The organism is Pseudomonas sp. R2-7-07, from assembly GCF_003852355.1.
GTDB lineage: Bacteria > Pseudomonadota > Gammaproteobacteria > Pseudomonadales > Pseudomonadaceae > Aquipseudomonas.
Genome location: NZ_CP027759.1, coordinates 5,684,069 through 5,699,863, shown reverse-complemented (window position 1 = coordinate 5,699,863; position 15,795 = coordinate 5,684,069). Strand labels below are relative to the sequence as shown.

Annotated in this window: 14 protein-coding genes; 11 read left to right on the top strand and 3 right to left on the bottom strand. The window is 61.4% G+C overall.

What is annotated here, in order from left to right; all coding sequences use genetic code 11:
* The first annotated feature begins 96 nt into the window (after window positions 1-96).
* The 4 genes from purE to C4J86_RS26325 all read left to right on the top strand — a co-directional run bounded on the left by purE (window position 97) and on the right by C4J86_RS26325 (window position 2,650).
* On the top strand, window positions 97-588 hold the full coding sequence (purE, locus tag C4J86_RS26340; protein WP_003195648.1) for a 5-(carboxyamino)imidazole ribonucleotide mutase: 492 nt from the start codon (window positions 97-99) through the stop codon (window positions 586-588).
* A gap of 11 nt (window positions 589-599) precedes the next feature.
* The gene (locus C4J86_RS26335) at window positions 600-1,685 is read left to right on the top strand and encodes a 5-(carboxyamino)imidazole ribonucleotide synthase (RefSeq protein ID WP_124368859.1); all 1,086 of its coding nucleotides are present in this window, start codon (window positions 600-602) and stop codon (window positions 1,683-1,685) included.
* Between the two features lie 105 nt (window positions 1,686-1,790).
* Window positions 1,791-2,036, top strand: a complete 246-nt coding sequence (locus C4J86_RS26330; protein WP_057006311.1) for a GlsB/YeaQ/YmgE family stress response membrane protein — start codon at window positions 1,791-1,793, stop codon at window positions 2,034-2,036.
* Window positions 2,037-2,113: 77 nt separating this feature from the next.
* The gene (locus C4J86_RS26325; protein ID WP_124365022.1) at window positions 2,114-2,650 is read left to right on the top strand and encodes a DUF3299 domain-containing protein; all 537 of its coding nucleotides are present in this window, start codon (window positions 2,114-2,116) and stop codon (window positions 2,648-2,650) included.
* Window positions 2,651-2,708: 58 nt separating this feature from the next.
* On the opposite strand, the gene C4J86_RS26320 is transcribed toward C4J86_RS26325, so the two are convergent.
* Both C4J86_RS26320 and C4J86_RS26315 read right to left on the bottom strand, forming a co-directional pair.
* Window positions 2,709-3,608, bottom strand: coding sequence for a D-hexose-6-phosphate mutarotase (locus tag C4J86_RS26320; RefSeq protein ID WP_124372314.1), 900 nt, complete (start codon window positions 3,606-3,608; stop codon window positions 2,709-2,711).
* Between the two features lie 58 nt (window positions 3,609-3,666).
* Window positions 3,667-4,071: an acyl-CoA thioesterase gene (locus C4J86_RS26315; protein ID WP_003176975.1), complete on the bottom strand. Its 405-nt coding sequence runs from the start codon at window positions 4,069-4,071 to the stop codon at window positions 3,667-3,669.
* Window positions 4,072-4,476: 405 nt separating this feature from the next.
* Here C4J86_RS26315 and C4J86_RS26310 point away from each other — a divergent pair, with 405 nt between their 5' ends.
* The 7 genes from C4J86_RS26310 to C4J86_RS26270 all read left to right on the top strand — a co-directional run bounded on the left by C4J86_RS26310 (window position 4,477) and on the right by C4J86_RS26270 (window position 14,125).
* Window positions 4,477-5,766, top strand: coding sequence for an MFS transporter (locus tag C4J86_RS26310; RefSeq protein WP_124365020.1), 1,290 nt, complete (start codon window positions 4,477-4,479; stop codon window positions 5,764-5,766).
* Between the two features lie 314 nt (window positions 5,767-6,080).
* The gene (locus C4J86_RS26300) at window positions 6,081-7,067 is read left to right on the top strand and encodes a phosphate ABC transporter substrate-binding protein PstS (protein WP_124365019.1); all 987 of its coding nucleotides are present in this window, start codon (window positions 6,081-6,083) and stop codon (window positions 7,065-7,067) included.
* 484 nt (window positions 7,068-7,551) lie between these two features.
* The gene (locus C4J86_RS26290) at window positions 7,552-9,585 is read left to right on the top strand and encodes an ABC transporter permease subunit (protein WP_164487700.1); all 2,034 of its coding nucleotides are present in this window, start codon (window positions 7,552-7,554) and stop codon (window positions 9,583-9,585) included.
* Between the two features lie 15 nt (window positions 9,586-9,600).
* The gene (gene pstA / locus C4J86_RS26285; RefSeq protein ID WP_124372312.1) at window positions 9,601-11,271 is read left to right on the top strand and encodes a phosphate ABC transporter permease PstA; all 1,671 of its coding nucleotides are present in this window, start codon (window positions 9,601-9,603) and stop codon (window positions 11,269-11,271) included.
* Window positions 11,272-11,390: 119 nt separating this feature from the next.
* Window positions 11,391-12,224: a phosphate ABC transporter ATP-binding protein PstB gene (gene pstB / locus C4J86_RS26280; RefSeq protein ID WP_048723523.1), complete on the top strand. Its 834-nt coding sequence runs from the start codon at window positions 11,391-11,393 to the stop codon at window positions 12,222-12,224.
* Window positions 12,225-12,294: 70 nt separating this feature from the next.
* Window positions 12,295-13,056, top strand: coding sequence for a phosphate signaling complex protein PhoU (phoU, locus tag C4J86_RS26275; RefSeq protein ID WP_124372311.1), 762 nt, complete (start codon window positions 12,295-12,297; stop codon window positions 13,054-13,056).
* A 166-nt stretch (window positions 13,057-13,222) separates the two neighbouring features.
* Window positions 13,223-14,125, top strand: a complete 903-nt coding sequence (locus C4J86_RS26270; RefSeq protein ID WP_124372310.1) for a response regulator — start codon at window positions 13,223-13,225, stop codon at window positions 14,123-14,125.
* Between the two features lie 121 nt (window positions 14,126-14,246).
* Here the strand turns inward: C4J86_RS26270 and C4J86_RS26265 are convergent, their stop codons facing one another.
* The gene (locus C4J86_RS26265) at window positions 14,247-15,587 is read right to left on the bottom strand and encodes a hemolysin family protein (protein ID WP_124365015.1); all 1,341 of its coding nucleotides are present in this window, start codon (window positions 15,585-15,587) and stop codon (window positions 14,247-14,249) included.
* Between the last annotated feature and the right edge of the window lie 208 nt (window positions 15,588-15,795).

Here is a 15,795-nt window from a genome sequence, read left to right as displayed (position 1 = left end):
CCGGCCTTAATTCGTACACCAAGCCACGCCGGATTTCCCGCGTGGCTTGTTGTTTTTTGACGCGCCTGCGGGCGCCCAGAGAGAAGAGGCACGACGATGAGTGCATTGGTTGGCGTGATCATGGGCTCCAAGTCCGATTGGTCCACCCTTAGCCACACCGCCGATATGCTGGAAAAACTCGGCATTCCGTATGAAGTGAAGGTGGTCTCCGCCCACCGCACCCCGGACCTGCTGTTCCAGTATGCCGATGAAGCAGAATCCCGTGGCATCGAGGTGATCATCGCCGGTGCCGGCGGTGCGGCGCACTTGCCAGGCATGTGTGCAGCCAAGACTCACCTGCCCGTGCTGGGCGTGCCGGTGCAGTCGTCGATGCTCTCGGGCGTGGATTCGCTGTTGTCCATCGTGCAGATGCCCGCCGGCATCCCGGTGGCGACCCTGGCGATCGGCAAGGCCGGCGCGATCAACGCCGCGCTGCTGTCCGCCAGCATCCTGGGCGCCAAGCATCCGCAGTTTCATGCGGTGCTGAAAAAATTCCGTGCTGAGCAGACAGACAGCGTGCTGGACAATCCAGACCCACGTATCGCCTGAGGTTGTTGACGATGAAAATCGGTGTAATCGGTGGCGGCCAGTTGGGCCGCATGCTCGCTCTGGCGGGAACCCCGCTGGGGATGAATTTCGCTTTCCTGGACCCGGCGCCGGACGCTTGCGCGGCCGCCTTGGGTGAACACCTGCGCGCGGACTACAGCGACCCGGACCACCTGCGCCAATTGGCCGACGAAGTCGACCTGGTGACCTTCGAGTTCGAAAGCGTCCCGGCCGAAACCGTGGCCTTCCTGTCGCAGTTCGTGCCGGTGTACCCGAGCGCCGAAGCCCTGCGCATCGCGCGCGACCGCTGGTTCGAAAAGAGCATGTTCAAGGACCTGGGCATCCCGACGCCGGCCTTCGCCGATATCCAGTCCCAGGCGGACCTGGACGCCGCCGTCGCCAGTATCGGCCTGCCGGCCGTGCTGAAAACCCGCACCCTGGGCTACGACGGCAAGGGCCAGAAAGTGCTGCGCACCGCTGCCGATGTGGCCGGCACCTTCGCCGAGCTGGGCAGCGTCGCCTGCCTGCTGGAAGGCTTTGTGCCGTTCACCGGCGAAGTCTCGCTGATCGCCGTGCGCGCCCGTGATGGCGAAACCCGCTTCTACCCGTTGGTGCACAACACCCACGTCAACGGCATTCTCAAGCTCTCCGTGGCCAGCACTGACCACCCGCTGCAGGCGTTGGCCGAAGACTACTCCAGCCGCGTGCTCAAGCAGCTGGATTACGTCGGCGTGATGGCTTTCGAATTCTTTGAAGTCGATGGTGGCCTCAAGGCCAACGAAATCGCCCCGCGCGTGCACAACTCCGGGCACTGGACCACCGAAGGCGCCGAGTGCAGCCAGTTCGAAAACCACCTGCGGGCGGTGGCGGGCTTGCCGTTGGGCTCCACGGCCAAGGTGGGCGAGAGCGCCATGCTCAACTTCATCGGCGTGGTACCGCCGGTTGAGCGGGTAATGGCGATCGACGATTGCCATGTGCATCACTACGGCAAGGCCTTCAAGGCCGGGCGCAAGGTGGGTCACGCCAACCTGCGTTGCAAGGACCGCGCGACCCTTCAGGCGCAGATTCTCAAGGTCGAAGCCTTGATCGCCGAACAATAAGCCGCGCCGCCACGGGAACCATTAAGCCTCGGCGTCCCTCTGATTGCAGGATGCCAAAGTCTGACTAGGCTTTGGCATGTCTCATACCAATCAGAGGGAAATGCCATGGGTATTATCGGAACCATTTTTATCGGCTTGATCGTCGGCCTGCTGGCGCGTTTCCTCAAGCCTGGCGACGACAGCATGGGCTGGATCATGACCATCCTGCTGGGTATCGCCGGCTCCCTGGCCGCGACCTATGGCGGCCAGGCCCTGGGGATCTACCAGGCCGGTCAAGGCGCAGGCTTTATCGGCGCGCTGGTCGGTGCCATTGTGCTGCTGGTGATCTACGGTCTGATCAAAAGGAAGTAACCAGCCGACAAAGTCCTCTGCGCTGCGCAGGCGCAGAGGGCTAGAATGCTCGCCACCTGAACTTGCCGAGCCTCTGCATGCGCCATCTTTTGTTGACTCTCCTCTTGCTGGGCCCAGGCCTGGTACACGCTGGCGAACTGCCGGAAACCGACTGGCTGGACCTGATGCCGCTGTCGGATCAGAAAGCCCTCGAGGCCATGCCCGAGATCGATCACAACTCCCCCGAAGCCCAAGGCACCTTTACCGATAAAGGCGGCCTGAAGCAGAGCAAAGGCTTGCCGGCGGTGATGTATTCCACCAAGACCGTGGCGGCCATGAACGGCAAGAACATCCGTATCGGCGGCTACCCAGTGCCGTTGGAAACCGACGCCAAGGGCCGCAGCACCCTGTTTTTCCTGGTGCCCTACCCAGGCGCCTGCATCCACGTGCCGCCACCGCCGCCTAACCAACTGGTGCTGGTGCGGTATCCCAAGGGTTTGAAGCTGGAGGATATCTATACGCCGCTGTGGGTCACGGGCACGTTGAAGGTAGAGAAGGTGAACAACGATCTGGCGGATGCGGCGTATGCACTGGATGCAGGGAAGGTGAGGGTGGTGAAGGAGTCCGATCTCTAAAACCCAACACCTATTAATGTGGGAGGGGGCAATCCCCCTCCCACATTTTGTTCTTCATCTACAGGGCGATAGCGTTGATGCTCACGCCGAGGGTGTGGCTTTCACCGGGTGCCAAAGCCACCACATCTTCCAGCACATTCGCCGTCTCGATGCACAGCATCCCCTGCCAGCCATCGTCGGCCATGTCATCGAAGGCCTTGGCGCGTTCGGTCCAGGGGTTCCAGACCACCGTCGACTTCGAACCCTGGCTGGTGAGTTGCACGCGGCGTCCCCAGTCTTTATCGACAATGCTCAGTTCAGCCGGCGTATCCAGATAGATGCGGTCGGTCTCGGCGGTGAAGTGCAGCAGGCCGGATTGCTGTTTCTCGGTCCAGCCATCGGCGGTGTCGATGTACGCCGACCCGTCCAGGCCTTCGACCTGCACGTTGCGTACATTGCTGACGGCGAAGTAGGTGTGCAGCGCCTGGCTGAGCGTCACCGTGTCAGTGCCACGGTTATGGCTGGTCAGATGGATATGCAACTGGTCGTCCAGCACCAGGCTCAGCTTCAAGTCGACCTGATGGGGCCAACCCGGAAAGCCGCCGGCGGGTACCGGCAGCACAAGGTCTACCCGCAGCGCTTGGCCTTGCAGCTCGGTCGCGGCTAACTCCCACAGCGCCGTACGCACAAAACCGTGGGCACCGGCCGGCTGATCGCTGTGGCGCATGGCCTTAACACTCTGCGGGTTGCGGTCGAATACGCCAAACCACGGCCAGCAAACCGGTACGCCGGTGCGGATGCCTTTGCCTTTTTTGAACACCGCTTCAGGATTCGGCCAGATCAGCGGCTGCTCGCCGTCGCGCTGGTAGCTGAAGAGATGCGCACCCTGTTGGGCCAGCATCAATTCAGCGCCGTTGTGGCGGATGCGCCAGCAGTCCAGCTCGTCGATTTTCACGGTTTCAACGTGGGGCGTCGGCATAACAAAGCACTCTCAGTGGCAGGCAATGGGGCAATTGACCGTCAAAACCCGGTGAGGTTTAACGTGCGCGCGATGGAACCGAGCGCGTGCGGCCACTGCCATCGATGGCGACGAACACGAATACCGCCTCGGTGACCTTGCGCCATTCGCTGGACAGCGGGTCGTCGCTCCACACTTCGACCATCATCTGGATCGAGCTGCGGCCGATTTCCAGGGCCTGGGTATAGAAGGACAACTGCGCGCCCACCGCGACCGGTACCAGGAATGCCATCCGATCGATGGCCACGGTCGCCACGCGCCCGCCCGCGACCTTGCTGGCCATGGCAGTGCCGGCCAGGTCCATCTGCGCGACCAGCCAGCCACCGAAAATATCGCCAAAACCATTGGTTTCACGCGGAAGCGCGGTGATTTGCAAGGCGAGATCGCCTTGCGGGATAGGATCTTCTTGTTCGAGTTCGATCATGCCGAGGGTGCCTCTGACCCGTGACGCTTCATGGGTATTTCAAGTGGATAGCCGTCTTCTGGAAAAACGTTTCAGCACCAACATACACCGCTCGATGCGTTTCTCGTAAGGCGAACTAAAGGGAAACTCTGCCAAATCGGCTGGATGGCGCCCAACAACGTTTTGGCACAGCAGCCCCTCAAGGCTGGGGTTTCTGCGCTTGCACGGGCGAGTATATCGAGACGCTGGCGCGACGACGACCACCTGAGGCTCATTTGGTCGGTAAATAGACGCTGTATCGGGGCTTTTGCGCGCAACTGTTCTCATGGCGCTGTGCTTTTTCAAGCGATTTGCTATCTTGCCAAACCCGCCGCAAGTCACAGGCGCGCAGTCCTTTACGATGACTACTATAAGAGAAGCCTTGCCATGTCCTCCGTGCCCGCAAGCAGCGCGCAACCTTCGCGCCCGCTGACCCGCAACGACTACAAAACCCTGTCGCTGTCTGCCTTGGGCGGGGCGCTGGAGTTCTACGACTTCATCATTTTCGTGTTTTTCGCCACGGTGGTCGGAAAACTGTTCTTCCCCGTCGACATGCCCGAATGGCTGCGCATGATGCAGACATTCGGCATCTTCGCCGCCGGCTACCTGGCGCGCCCCCTGGGCGGGATTATCATGGCGCACTTCGGCGACCTGCTGGGCCGCAAGAAAATGTTCACCCTGAGCATCTTCATGATGGCCGTGCCGACCTTGATCATGGGTCTGCTGCCGACCTACGCGCAGATCGGCTTGTGGGCGCCGCTCCTGCTGCTGCTGATGCGCATCATCCAAGGCGCGGCGATTGGCGGTGAAGTACCTGGCGCCTGGGTATTCGTCTCCGAACACGTCCCGCCACGCCATATCGGCTACGCCTGTGGCACCCTGACCAGCGGCCTCACCGCGGGTATATTGCTGGGTTCGCTGGTGGCCACGGCGATCAACTCGATCTACAGCCCGGAGCAGGTTTCAGAGTTTGCCTGGCGTATTCCGTTCCTGCTCGGCGGTGTGTTCGGTTTGCTGTCGGTGTACCTGCGCCGCTGGCTGCATGAAACACCGATCTTCGCCGAAATGCAGCAACGCAAGACCCTGGCCGCCGAGCTGCCGTTGCGCGCGGTACTGCGCGATCACCGTGGCGCTATCGTGTTATCGATGCTGCTGACCTGGCTGCTGTCGGCGGGCGTCGTGGTGGTCATCCTGATGACCCCGACCGTGCTGCAGACCGTCTACCACTTCAGCCCCACGGTGGCGTTGCAGGCCAACAGCCTGGCCATTGTCACCCTGAGCCTGGGTTGCATCGCCGCCGGCGCACTGGCCGACCGCTTCGGCGCCGGCCGAGTGCTGATCAGCGGTTGCGCCTTACTGCTGGCCACCTCCTGGACGCTTTATCACAGCCTGATGGCCCATCCGGACTGGCTGTTCCCGCTGTACGCCTTGACCGGCCTGTTTGTAGGCACTATCGGCGTGGTGCCTTATGTGATGGTGAAAGCTTTCCCGCCGGTGGTGCGCTTCAGCGGCTTGTCGTTTTCCTACAACGTGGCCTACGCCGTGTTCGGCGGGCTGACGCCGCTGGCGGTGTCGCTGCTGATGAAGGAGAGCCCGATGGGGCCTGCTTACTATGTCGCCGTACTGTGTGTGATGGGTATGGTGGTGGGCGGTTACCTGTGGAAACGCGGTCGGTAAACAGATCCCTTCGTGGCGAGGGAGCTTGCTCCCGCTGGGGCGCGCAGCGGCCCTGAAAAAATGGGCCTGCTGCGCAGTCCAGCGGGAGCAAGCTCCCTCGCCACGACGAATGTGCTTAACCAATGATTACAGTGTGTTTCTGAATTTTCGTATTTCAGCGTCTCACCCCCGCATTTCAAGCCTTCCCCTCCTAATAAGCCCTCGCTGCCAATACTGGCCTTTCATCTAATTGTCACATTCCAGACATAGAGTGTTCACACGGCCTACCGATACTTGGCCCCGATCCAACTATCCCTATCTGCTAGGAGTAAGGCATGAAACTGAAGCGTTTGATGGCGGCAATGACGTTCGTCGCTGCTGGCGTTGCAACTGCCAACGCGGTGGCTGCTGGTGTTGACCCGGCCATCCCGGCTTACGTGAAGACCACTGGTGTGTCGGGCAACTTGTCCAGCGTCGGTTCCGATACCCTGGCCAACCTGATGACCCTGTGGGCCGAGGGTTACAAAAAGGAATACCCGAACGTCAACATTCAGATTCAAGCTGCCGGCTCCGCCACTGCGCCACCTGCGCTGACTGAAGGCACCTCCAACCTGGGTCCGATGAGCCGCAAGATGAAGGACACGGAACTGGCGGCCTTCGAGCAGAAGTACGGCTACAAGCCAACCGCTATCCCGGTTGCCGTGGACGCCCTGGCGGTCTTCGTGCACAAGGACAACCCGATCCAGCACCTGACCATGGAACAGGTCGACGCGATCTTCTCCTCGACGCGTCTGTGCGGCGCCAAAGCCGACGTGAAAACCTGGGGTGACCTGGGCGTGACTGGCGATCTGGCCAACAAGCCGGTGCAACTGTTCGGTCGCAACTCGGTATCCGGCACTTACGGCTACTTCAAGGAAGAAGCCCTGTGCAAAGGCGACTACAAGCCTAACGTGAACGAACAACCGGGTTCGGCTTCGGTCGTGCAGTCGATCAGCTCCTCGCTGAACGGCGTCGGTTACTCGGGCATCGGCTACAAGACCGCCAGCGTGAAGACCGTGGCGTTGGCCAAGAAAGGCAGCACTGACTTCATCGAAGACACTGAAGAAAACGCCCTCAATGGCAAGTATCCGCTGTCGCGTTTCCTCTATGTGTACGTCAACAAAGCTCCGAACAAGCCGCTGGCTCCGCTGGAAGCTGAGTTCGTGAAACTGGTGCTGTCCAAGCAGGGCCAGGAAGTGGTGGTCAAGGATGGCTACATCCCACTGCCAGCCAAAGTGGCCGCCAAGGCCCTGGCTGACCTGGGTCTGAAAGAAGGCAACTAAGTAGCTGGGCGGGGTAAAACCGGCCTTCTGTAGGAGCGAGCTTGCTCGCGAAAGGCGACAGGGCGCCGCGTTTATCCAGAAACGGCGCGTTATCGTTGACGATCTTCGCGAGCAAGCTCGCTCCTACAGAAACTCCTAATTTTTGTGTCCGCTGCCAGCTTTGCTACGCGGCGGATTTCTTGCGTCACTGCATTGTCATCTTTCTGTCATACAGGATCGCTAGGGTGTGCGCATGAATGATCTGGCCAATTCCACCATGACGACGACTTCTCCCCCCAAGCGCATTGATTTCAATACGCCTGAGCTGCAACGCAAGCGCCGCATTCGCGCGCTCAAGGATCGTTTCACCCGTTGGTATGTACTGGTCGGCGGTCTCGCCGTGCTGGCTGCCATTACCCTGATTTTCTTCTTCCTCGCCTATGTCGTTGCGCCGCTGTTCCAGGGCGCCTCGCTGACCAAGGAAGACGCGCTGACGCCCGCCTGGATGCAGGACGCCGGCAAGCCCTTGCTGATCTCGCTTGAAGAACAGAACCAGGTCGCCATGCGGGTTTCCGACAAGGGCCAGGCGCTGTTCTTTGAAGTCGACACTGGCGCTGAACTCAAGCGCGTCGACCTGCCACTGCCGGCCGGTACCCAGGTGGTGTCCATCGGTGAAGACCAGCCGGGCAGCCCGTTGGTGATCCTGGGTCTGTCCAACGGCCAGTCCATGGTGTTCCGCCACACCTACAAGGTGTCCTACCCGGACGGCAAGAAAACCATCAGCCCTGCGATCGAATACCCCTACGGTGAAACGCCGATCGTACTGGATGAGGCCGGCCGCCCGTTGGAGCACGTCGCGCTCAATGCCACCGATACCTCCCTGGTGGTGGCCGGCTCGGCCGGTTCGCACTTGAACGTGCTGACCCTGAGCCGTGAAGAAAACATGATGACCGGCGAAGTCACCAGCGAGCAGAAGCGTGTCGAACTGCCGCAAATGACCGAGCCGGTGAAGGCGATCTTCATCGACCCGCGCCAGCAATGGTTGTATGTGATCAACGGTCGCGCCCTGGCCGATGTGTTCAGCCTGCGCGACAAGAGCCTCAACGGTCGCTACAAACTGCTTGAAGACGGCAATGCCGAAGTCACCGCCAGCACCCAGCTGGTGGGCGGCATCTCGCTGATCGTCGGTAACTCCAAAGGTGGCCTGGCCCAGTGGTTCATGGCCCGCGACCCGGATGGCGAGCAGCGCCTGAAGCAAATCCGGACCTTCCAGATGGGCACTGCGCCCATCGTGGAAATCACGGCTGAGGAACGTCGCAAAGGCTTCACCGCCCTCGACGCTTCCGGCCAGTTCGGCGTGTTCCACAGCACCGCGCACCGCACCTTGCTGGTCGACCCGGTGGTCGACGGCCAGGGCGTGTTCGGCCTGTCACCACGGGCCAACCGCGTGATCGTCGAGGCCGGTGGCAAGCTGCAACCGCTGCTGCTCGACAATCCGCACCCGGAAGTGTCCTGGAGCGCGCTGTGGAGCAAGGTCTGGTACGAGAACTACGACGAGCCTAAATACGTCTGGCAATCGACCGCCGCCAACACCGACTTCGAACCCAAGATGAGCCTGGCACCGCTGACCTTCGGTACGCTGAAGGCCGCGTTCTACGCGATGTTGCTCGCCGCGCCGCTGGCCGTTGCCGCCGCCATCTACACGGCTTACTTCATGGCCCCGACCCTGCGCCGCAAGGTCAAGCCGGTGATCGAGTTGATGGAAGCGATGCCGACGGTGATCCTCGGCTTCTTCGCCGGCCTGTTCCTGGCGCCCTATGTGGAAGGGCACTTGCCGGGGATTTTCAGCCTGCTGATGCTGTTGCCGATCGGCATCCTGGTGGCCGGCTTTGTGTTCAGCCGCTTGCCTGAGTCGATCCGCCTGCGCGTTCCCGATGGCTGGGAAAGCGCGATCCTGATCCCGGTGATCCTGTTCGTGGGCTGGCTCTCGCTGTACATGAGCCCGTACCTGGAAACCTGGTTCTTCGGCGGTGACATGCGCATGTGGATCTCCCACGACCTGGGCATCACCTACGACCAGCGCAACGCCCTAGTGGTCGGCCTGGCCATGGGCTTTGCGGTGATCCCGAACATCTACTCCATCGCCGAAGACGCCGTGTTCAGTGTGCCGCGCGGCCTGACCCTGGGCTCCCTGGCCCTGGGCGCCACGCCATGGCAGACCATGACCCGCGTGGTCATCCTCACCGCCAGCCCGGGCATCTTCTCTGCCCTGATGATCGGCATGGGCCGCGCGGTCGGCGAGACCATGATCGTGCTGATGGCCACCGGTAACACGCCGGTGATGGAGATGAACCTGTTCGAAGGCCTGCGCACGTTGGCGGCCAACGTCGCGGTGGAAATGCCCGAGTCGGAAGTAGGCGGCAGTCACTACCGCGTGCTGTTCCTCTCGGCGCTGGTGCTGCTGCTGTTCACGTTCATCATGAACACCCTCGCCGAGCTGATTCGTCAGCGTCTGCGCAAGAAATACTCGTCGCTTTAAGAAAGGTAGAAGTCTGTGAAACAGAACTCCCTGAATGGATGGTTCAAGAGCGGCGCCCCGGGCGTCTGGATCAGCGGTGGCGCGGTGTCCATCGCGGTCATCATGACCCTGGGTTTGCTGGCGGTGATTGCGGTGCGCGGTTTGGGCCACTTCTGGCCGGCTGACCTGATCCAGGCCAACTACAACGTGCCGGGCCAGGAAAACCATATCGTCATCGGCGAAGTGGTGCAGAAGGAAGAAGTCCCCCGCGAGCGCCTGAAAAGCGCTGGCCTGCCGGTGCCCGACGAGGGGCCGGAGTTCATGACTCGCGAGCTGATCAAGGTCGGCAACCGCGACTTGAACGGCAATGATTTCACCTGGATCGTCGGTGAATGGTTGAAGGACCAGACCAAACCGGTGCAGTTGATGACCATCGAGCGACGTGAGTGGGGTAACTTCTACGGCACCCTGGTCAACGTCAAGCAGGACGGCAAGGTCGTCGCCGAAGGCGAGGCCGCGTGGCCGGAGCTGCAAGCTCGCGTAGATCGGGTCAACAAGCTCGCCGCCCAGCTCAAGAGCCTGGAAAAAACCGATATCGGCGCGATCAACGCCGGGCTGGAGCGCGTCCGCCTGCACGGCCGCAAGCTGGAACTGGAAGGCAAGCTCGACGCCGCCGCCCAAGCCGACATGGACGCCGACCGCGCCGAACTGAATGCCCGCTATCAGGACATCGAAGCGCGCCTGGCCGACCTGCACGCGCAGTTCAACCGTGACGCGCTGACGGCTCGTGACGGCAACGGCAAGGAAATCGAAATCGGCATCGGCAAGGTGGTGCATGCCTACCAGCCGAACGCCATGGGCACGATGACCAAGATCGGCTTCTACTTCAGCAAGGTCTGGGAGTTCTTGAGCGACGACCCACGGGAAGCCAACACCGAAGGCGGGATCTTCCCGGCGATCTTCGGCACCGTGATGATGACCCTGATCATGGCGATGATCGTGACGCCGTTCGGCGTGCTGGCGGCGGTGTACCTGCGTGAGTACGCCAAGCAGAACGCCCTGACGCGGATCATCCGCATCGCGGTCAACAACCTGGCGGGCGTGCCGGCCATCGTTTACGGCGTGTTCGGCCTGGGCTTCTTCGTGTATGTACTGGGTGGCTCGGTGGATCGGCTGTTCTTCGCCGAAGCCTTGCCGGCGCCGACCTTCGGCACGCCGGGCCTGCTCTGGGCCTCGCTGACCCTGGCGCTGCTGGCGGTGCCGGTGGTGATCGTGGCGACTGAAGAAGGCCTGGCGCGCATACCTCGCACCGTGCGTGAAGGGTCCCTGGCACTCGGCGCGACCAAGGCGGAGACGCTATGGAAGATCGTGCTGCCGATGGCCAGCCCGGCGATGATGACCGGCATGATCCTCGCCGTGGCCCGTGCCGCCGGTGAAGTGGCGCCGCTGATGCTGGTCGGCGTGGTGAAGCTGGCCCCGTCGCTGCCGTTGGACGGTAACTACCCATACCTGCACCTTGACCAGAAGATCATGCACCTGGGCTTCCATATCTATGACGTCGGCTTCCAGAGCCCCAACGTTGAAGCGGCGCGGCCGCTGGTGTACGCCACCGCGTTGCTGCTGGTGCTGGTGATCGCCACGCTCAACCTGTCGGCGGTGTGGATACGTAACCACCTGCGCGAGAAGTACAAGGCGCTGGACAGCTGACACGATCCAATGTGGGAGGGGGATTGCCCCCTCCCACATTGGACCGCGCCATACACAGAATTTGAGTAAGCCGCCCCCGGCGGTTCAATGAAATGAATTGGTAGCACAGGGAGCATCCCATGCAACATGAAACCCATTCCCACGGCATCAACATGTCTGCCCTGGGTCGCGACAAGCAGAGCCTGAGTCTGGCCCAGGAAACCGTGGCCATCGAAGTGCCCGGCCTGAGCCTCTACTACGGTGAAAAGCAGGCGCTGTTCGACGTCAGCATGAACATCCCCAAGCAGCGCGTGACCGCCTTCATCGGCCCGTCGGGCTGCGGCAAGTCCACATTGCTGCGCACCTTCAACCGCATGAACGACCTGGTGGACGGTTGCCGTGTGGAAGGCGCGATCAACCTCTACGGCACCAACATCTACCGCAAGGGCGAAGATGTGGCCGAGTTGCGCCGCCGGGTGGGCATGGTGTTCCAGAAGCCCAACCCGTTTCCCAAGACCATCTATGAAAACGTGGTCTATGGCCTGCGCATCCAGGGCATCAACAAGAAGCGCATCCTCGATGAAGCCGTGGAATGGGCGCTCAAGGGAGCCGCGCTGTGGGATGAGGTCAAGGACCGTCTGCACGAGTCGGCCCTGGGCCTGTCCGGCGGCCAGCAGCAGCGCCTGGTGATCGCGCGCACCATCGCCGTGGAGCCTGAAGTGCTGTTGCTCGACGAACCGTGCTCAGCGCTCGACCCGATCTCGACGCTCAAAGTCGAAGAACTGATCTACGAGCTCAAGTCCAAGTTCACCATCGTCATCGTGACCCACAACATGCAGCAGGCGGCGCGGGTTTCCGACTACACCGCGTTCATGTACATGGGCAAGCTGGTGGAGTTTGGCGATACCGATACCCTGTTCACCAATCCGGCGAAGAAGCAGACCGAAGACTACATCACCGGTCGCTATGGCTAGGAAGCTGTGGTTCTGATTGCACTGACGCTGCGGTTCTCCGCACCTTACCGGACGCTCCAAGGACGCCAACATGATTAGCAAAGAAGGCCTTACCCACCACATCTCCGCGCAGTTCAACGCCGAGCTTGAGGAAGTGCGCAGCCACCTCCTGGCGATGGGCGGCCTGGTGGAGAAGCAAGTCAACGATGCGGTCACCGCGCTGATCGAGGCCGACTCGGGCCTGGCCCAGCAAGTGCGTGAAATCGATGACCAGATCAACCAGATGGAACGCAACATCGACGAGGAGTGCCTGCGCATCCTGGCGCGGCGCCAACCGGCGGCGTCCGACCTGCGCTTGATCATCAGCATCTCCAAGTCGGTGATCGACCTCGAGCGTATCGGCGACGAAGCCACCAAGATCGCCCGCCGCGCCATCCAGCTGTGCGAAGAAGGCGAAGCGCCGCGTGGTTACGTGGAAGTGCGCCATATCGGCGACCAGGTGCGCAACATGGTGCGCGATGCCCTCGACGCGTTTGCGCGCTTCGATGCGGACCTGGCGCTGTCGGTGGCTCAGTACGACAAGGTCATCGATCGCGAATACAAGACCGCCCTGCGTGAACTGGCCACCTACATGATGGAAGACCCGCGCTCTATCTCGCGTGTCTTGAGCATCATCTGGGTGCTGCGCTCCCTGGAGCGCATCGGCGACCATGCGCGCAATATCTCGGAATTGGTGATTTACCTGGTGCGCGGCACCGACGTTCGGCACATGGGCCTCAAGCGCATGAAAGCCGAAGTTGAAGGCAATGCTGATCTTATCCCTAATGTTCCGAGCGAATCTGACGATAAGTAAGGTTGCCCGAGAAATTAACGCCCGGCCATTGGCCGGGCGTTTTCGTTTGCGGCGAGCGGAATTTATTGCGGATAGGGCCAAATAAGTCCTAACGTGACTGCAGAGTTTTGGCAAACTGCCATCAGTCAGGCGTACTGCCAGCAAGGTTTTATAGGATGAAGGGTCGATGAGCAAAGTCAGTGTGTTGGTGGTGGATGACGCCTCGTTTATTCGCGACCTGGTGAAGAAGTGCCTGCGCAATTACTTCCCCGGGATCCAGATCGAAGATGCGGTGAACGGCAAGAAGGCGCAATCCATTCTGATGCGCGAGTCTTTCGACCTGGTGCTGTGCGACTGGGAAATGCCGGAGATGTCCGGGCTTGAGCTGTTGACCTGGTGCCGCGAGCAAGCCCATCTGAAGGCCATGCCGTTCGTGATGGTGACCAGCCGCGGCGACAAGGAAAACGTGGTGCAGGCGATCCAGGCCGGGGTTTCCGGTTACGTCAGCAAGCCGTTCACCAACGAACAATTGCTGAACAAGGTCAAGCAGGCGCTGCACAAGATCGGCCGCCTCGACGCGTTGATCGCCAGCGCGCCAACCAAGATGAACTCGGCCTTCGGCAACGACTCCCTGAGCGCGCTGACCGGTGGCAAGCCTGACGCCGTCAAGCCGGCACCAGCGGCCGCAGCCCCGAGCAGGGGCCTGCTCAACAGCGCGCCTGTCACCGCCGCCCCGGCCCCTTCGCCTGCCGGCGGACGTGGTCAAGGCCAGTTGCGCCTGTCCAGCGGCACCCAGCAATGCGTGATCAAGGCGCTGAGCATCAAGGAGGCGTTGTTGGTGGTGCGTCGCGGTGAGGTCCTGCCCCAGGTGCTGGAAAGCGCCGTGCTCGACCTGGAGCAAGGCGAAAACGCTGAAGTGGCGCGCCTCAATGGCTACCTGCACGCAATCGTTGCCTACGAGCCCAAGCCCGACAGCGACTGGCTGCAGCTGACCTTCCGGTTTATCGACCAGGATGCGCAGAAGCTGGACTACATCTCCCGCCTGATCGCGCGGGGCACGGCGCAGAAGCATTTCGTGCCGGGTGCGTGATCCGAAGGATGGCCAGTAACCAATGTGGGAGGGGGCTTGCCCCCGATTGCGGAGTATCAGTCACTGTATCGGGTGGCTGACACACCGCTATCGGGAGCAAGCCCCCTCCCACAATGGGTAGTCAATCCAGCATCAACACCTTGGCCAGCACGATCTTCGGCCCTTTCATCTTCTTGATGATGATCCGCAAGCCTTCAACCTCCAGCACTTCTTCCTCTTCCGGCACCCGTTTCAGGGTGTCGTAGATCAGGCCGGCCAGGGTTTCGGCTTCGATGTGGTCCAGGTCGACGCCGAGCAGGCGCTCTACCTTGAACAGTGGGGTGTCGCCACGCACCAGCAGCTTGCCCGGCTGGTAGGCGAGGATGCCGCGCTCGGCCTTGCGGTGTTCGTCCTGAATATCGCCCACCAGCACTTCCAGCACGTCTTCCATGGTCAGGTAGCCAATGATCTTGCCATCGGCTTCTTCCACCAGGGCGAAGTGCGCGCCGCCTTTGCGGAACTGCTCCAGCAACTGCGACAACGGCATGTGGCGCGATACGCGCTCCAGCGGGCGGGTCAGTTCGGCCAGGTTGAACGACTCGGGGATATGGTCCAGGGCCGCCAGTTCAAGTAGCAGGTCCTTGATGTGCAACAGGCCCACAAACTCATTGCGCACCGCGTCATACACCGGGTAACGGCTGAATTTATGGCGGCGGAACAGCGCGAGGATTTCCTTGAGGGGCGCGTTGAAGTCCAGGGTGACCAGGTCTTCCCGGGAGTTGGCCCAGTCCACCACTTCCAGTTCGCCCATTTCCACGGCGGAGGCGAGTACACGCATGCCTTGGTCGCTGGGGTCCTGGCCACGGCTGGAGTGCAGGATCAGCTTGAGTTCTTCGCGGCTGTAATGGTGTTCGTGATGCGGGCCGGGCTCGCCTTGACCTGCGATGCGCAAGATAGCATTGGCGCTGGCGTTGAGCAGGTAGATCGCCGGGTACATCGCCCAGTAGAACAGGTAGAGCGGCACGGCGGTCCACAGCGACAGCAATTCGGGCTTGCGGATGGCCCAGGATTTGGGGGCCAGCTCACCGACCACGATGTGCAGGTAGGAAATCACGAAGAAGGCGGCAAAGAACGACACGCCCTTGATCACTTCCGGCGACTCAACGCCTGCGGCGCCCAGCAACGGCTCGAGGATATGGGCGAAGGCCGGCTCACCGACCCAGCCCAGGCCCAGGGAGGCGAGGGTGATGCCCAGCTGGCAGGCCGACAGGTAAGCGTCGAGCTGGCTGTGCACGGTGCGCAGGATCTGCCCGCGCCAGCCGTTGGTGTGGGCGATGGCCTCGACTCGCGTCGAGCGCAGTTTGACCATGGCAAATTCCGCCGCAACGAAGAAACCGTTGAGCAGTACCAGGACCAGTGCAAATAGAATCATGCCGAAATCGGCGAAAAGTGTAGCGAGGGTGATACCAGGGGAAGGGTCCATGATGGGGTTTTGCAGGTTCCGTATGTTCAATAAGGGGGGAGCAGGCCTGAAAAGCAGGCCCAAGTCGGCCAATGTAGCGGCTGACGGGGCGCTTGCCTAGTACTCACTGCCGGGCGGGGCCTGGAATACACCCTCCAAAACCAAGCAAATCCACTGTGGGAGGGGGCTTGCTCCCGATAGCGGTGGGTCAGTCGGCACTTCTCATACT

Coding starts and splice junctions, on each gene's coding strand:
- purE (WP_003195648.1), top strand. CDS start 97: ATGAGTGCATTGGTTGGCGTGATCATGGGCTCCAAGTCCGATTGGTCC.
- C4J86_RS26335 (WP_124368859.1), top strand. CDS start 600: ATGAAAATCGGTGTAATCGGTGGCGGCCAGTTGGGCCGCATGCTCGCT.
- C4J86_RS26330 (WP_057006311.1), top strand. CDS start 1,791: ATGGGTATTATCGGAACCATTTTTATCGGCTTGATCGTCGGCCTGCTG.
- C4J86_RS26325 (WP_124365022.1), top strand. CDS start 2,114: ATGCGCCATCTTTTGTTGACTCTCCTCTTGCTGGGCCCAGGCCTGGTA.
- C4J86_RS26320 (WP_124372314.1), bottom strand. CDS start 3,608: ATGCCGACGCCCCACGTTGAAACCGTGAAAATCGACGAGCTGGACTGC.
- C4J86_RS26315 (WP_003176975.1), bottom strand. CDS start 4,071: ATGATCGAACTCGAACAAGAAGATCCTATCCCGCAAGGCGATCTCGCC.
- C4J86_RS26310 (WP_124365020.1), top strand. CDS start 4,477: ATGTCCTCCGTGCCCGCAAGCAGCGCGCAACCTTCGCGCCCGCTGACC.
- C4J86_RS26300 (WP_124365019.1), top strand. CDS start 6,081: ATGAAACTGAAGCGTTTGATGGCGGCAATGACGTTCGTCGCTGCTGGC.
- C4J86_RS26290 (WP_164487700.1), top strand. CDS start 7,552: ATGCAGGACGCCGGCAAGCCCTTGCTGATCTCGCTTGAAGAACAGAAC.
- pstB (WP_048723523.1), top strand. CDS start 11,391: ATGCAACATGAAACCCATTCCCACGGCATCAACATGTCTGCCCTGGGT.
- phoU (WP_124372311.1), top strand. CDS start 12,295: ATGATTAGCAAAGAAGGCCTTACCCACCACATCTCCGCGCAGTTCAAC.
- C4J86_RS26270 (WP_124372310.1), top strand. CDS start 13,223: ATGAGCAAAGTCAGTGTGTTGGTGGTGGATGACGCCTCGTTTATTCGC.
- C4J86_RS26265 (WP_124365015.1), bottom strand. CDS start 15,587: ATGGACCCTTCCCCTGGTATCACCCTCGCTACACTTTTCGCCGATTTC.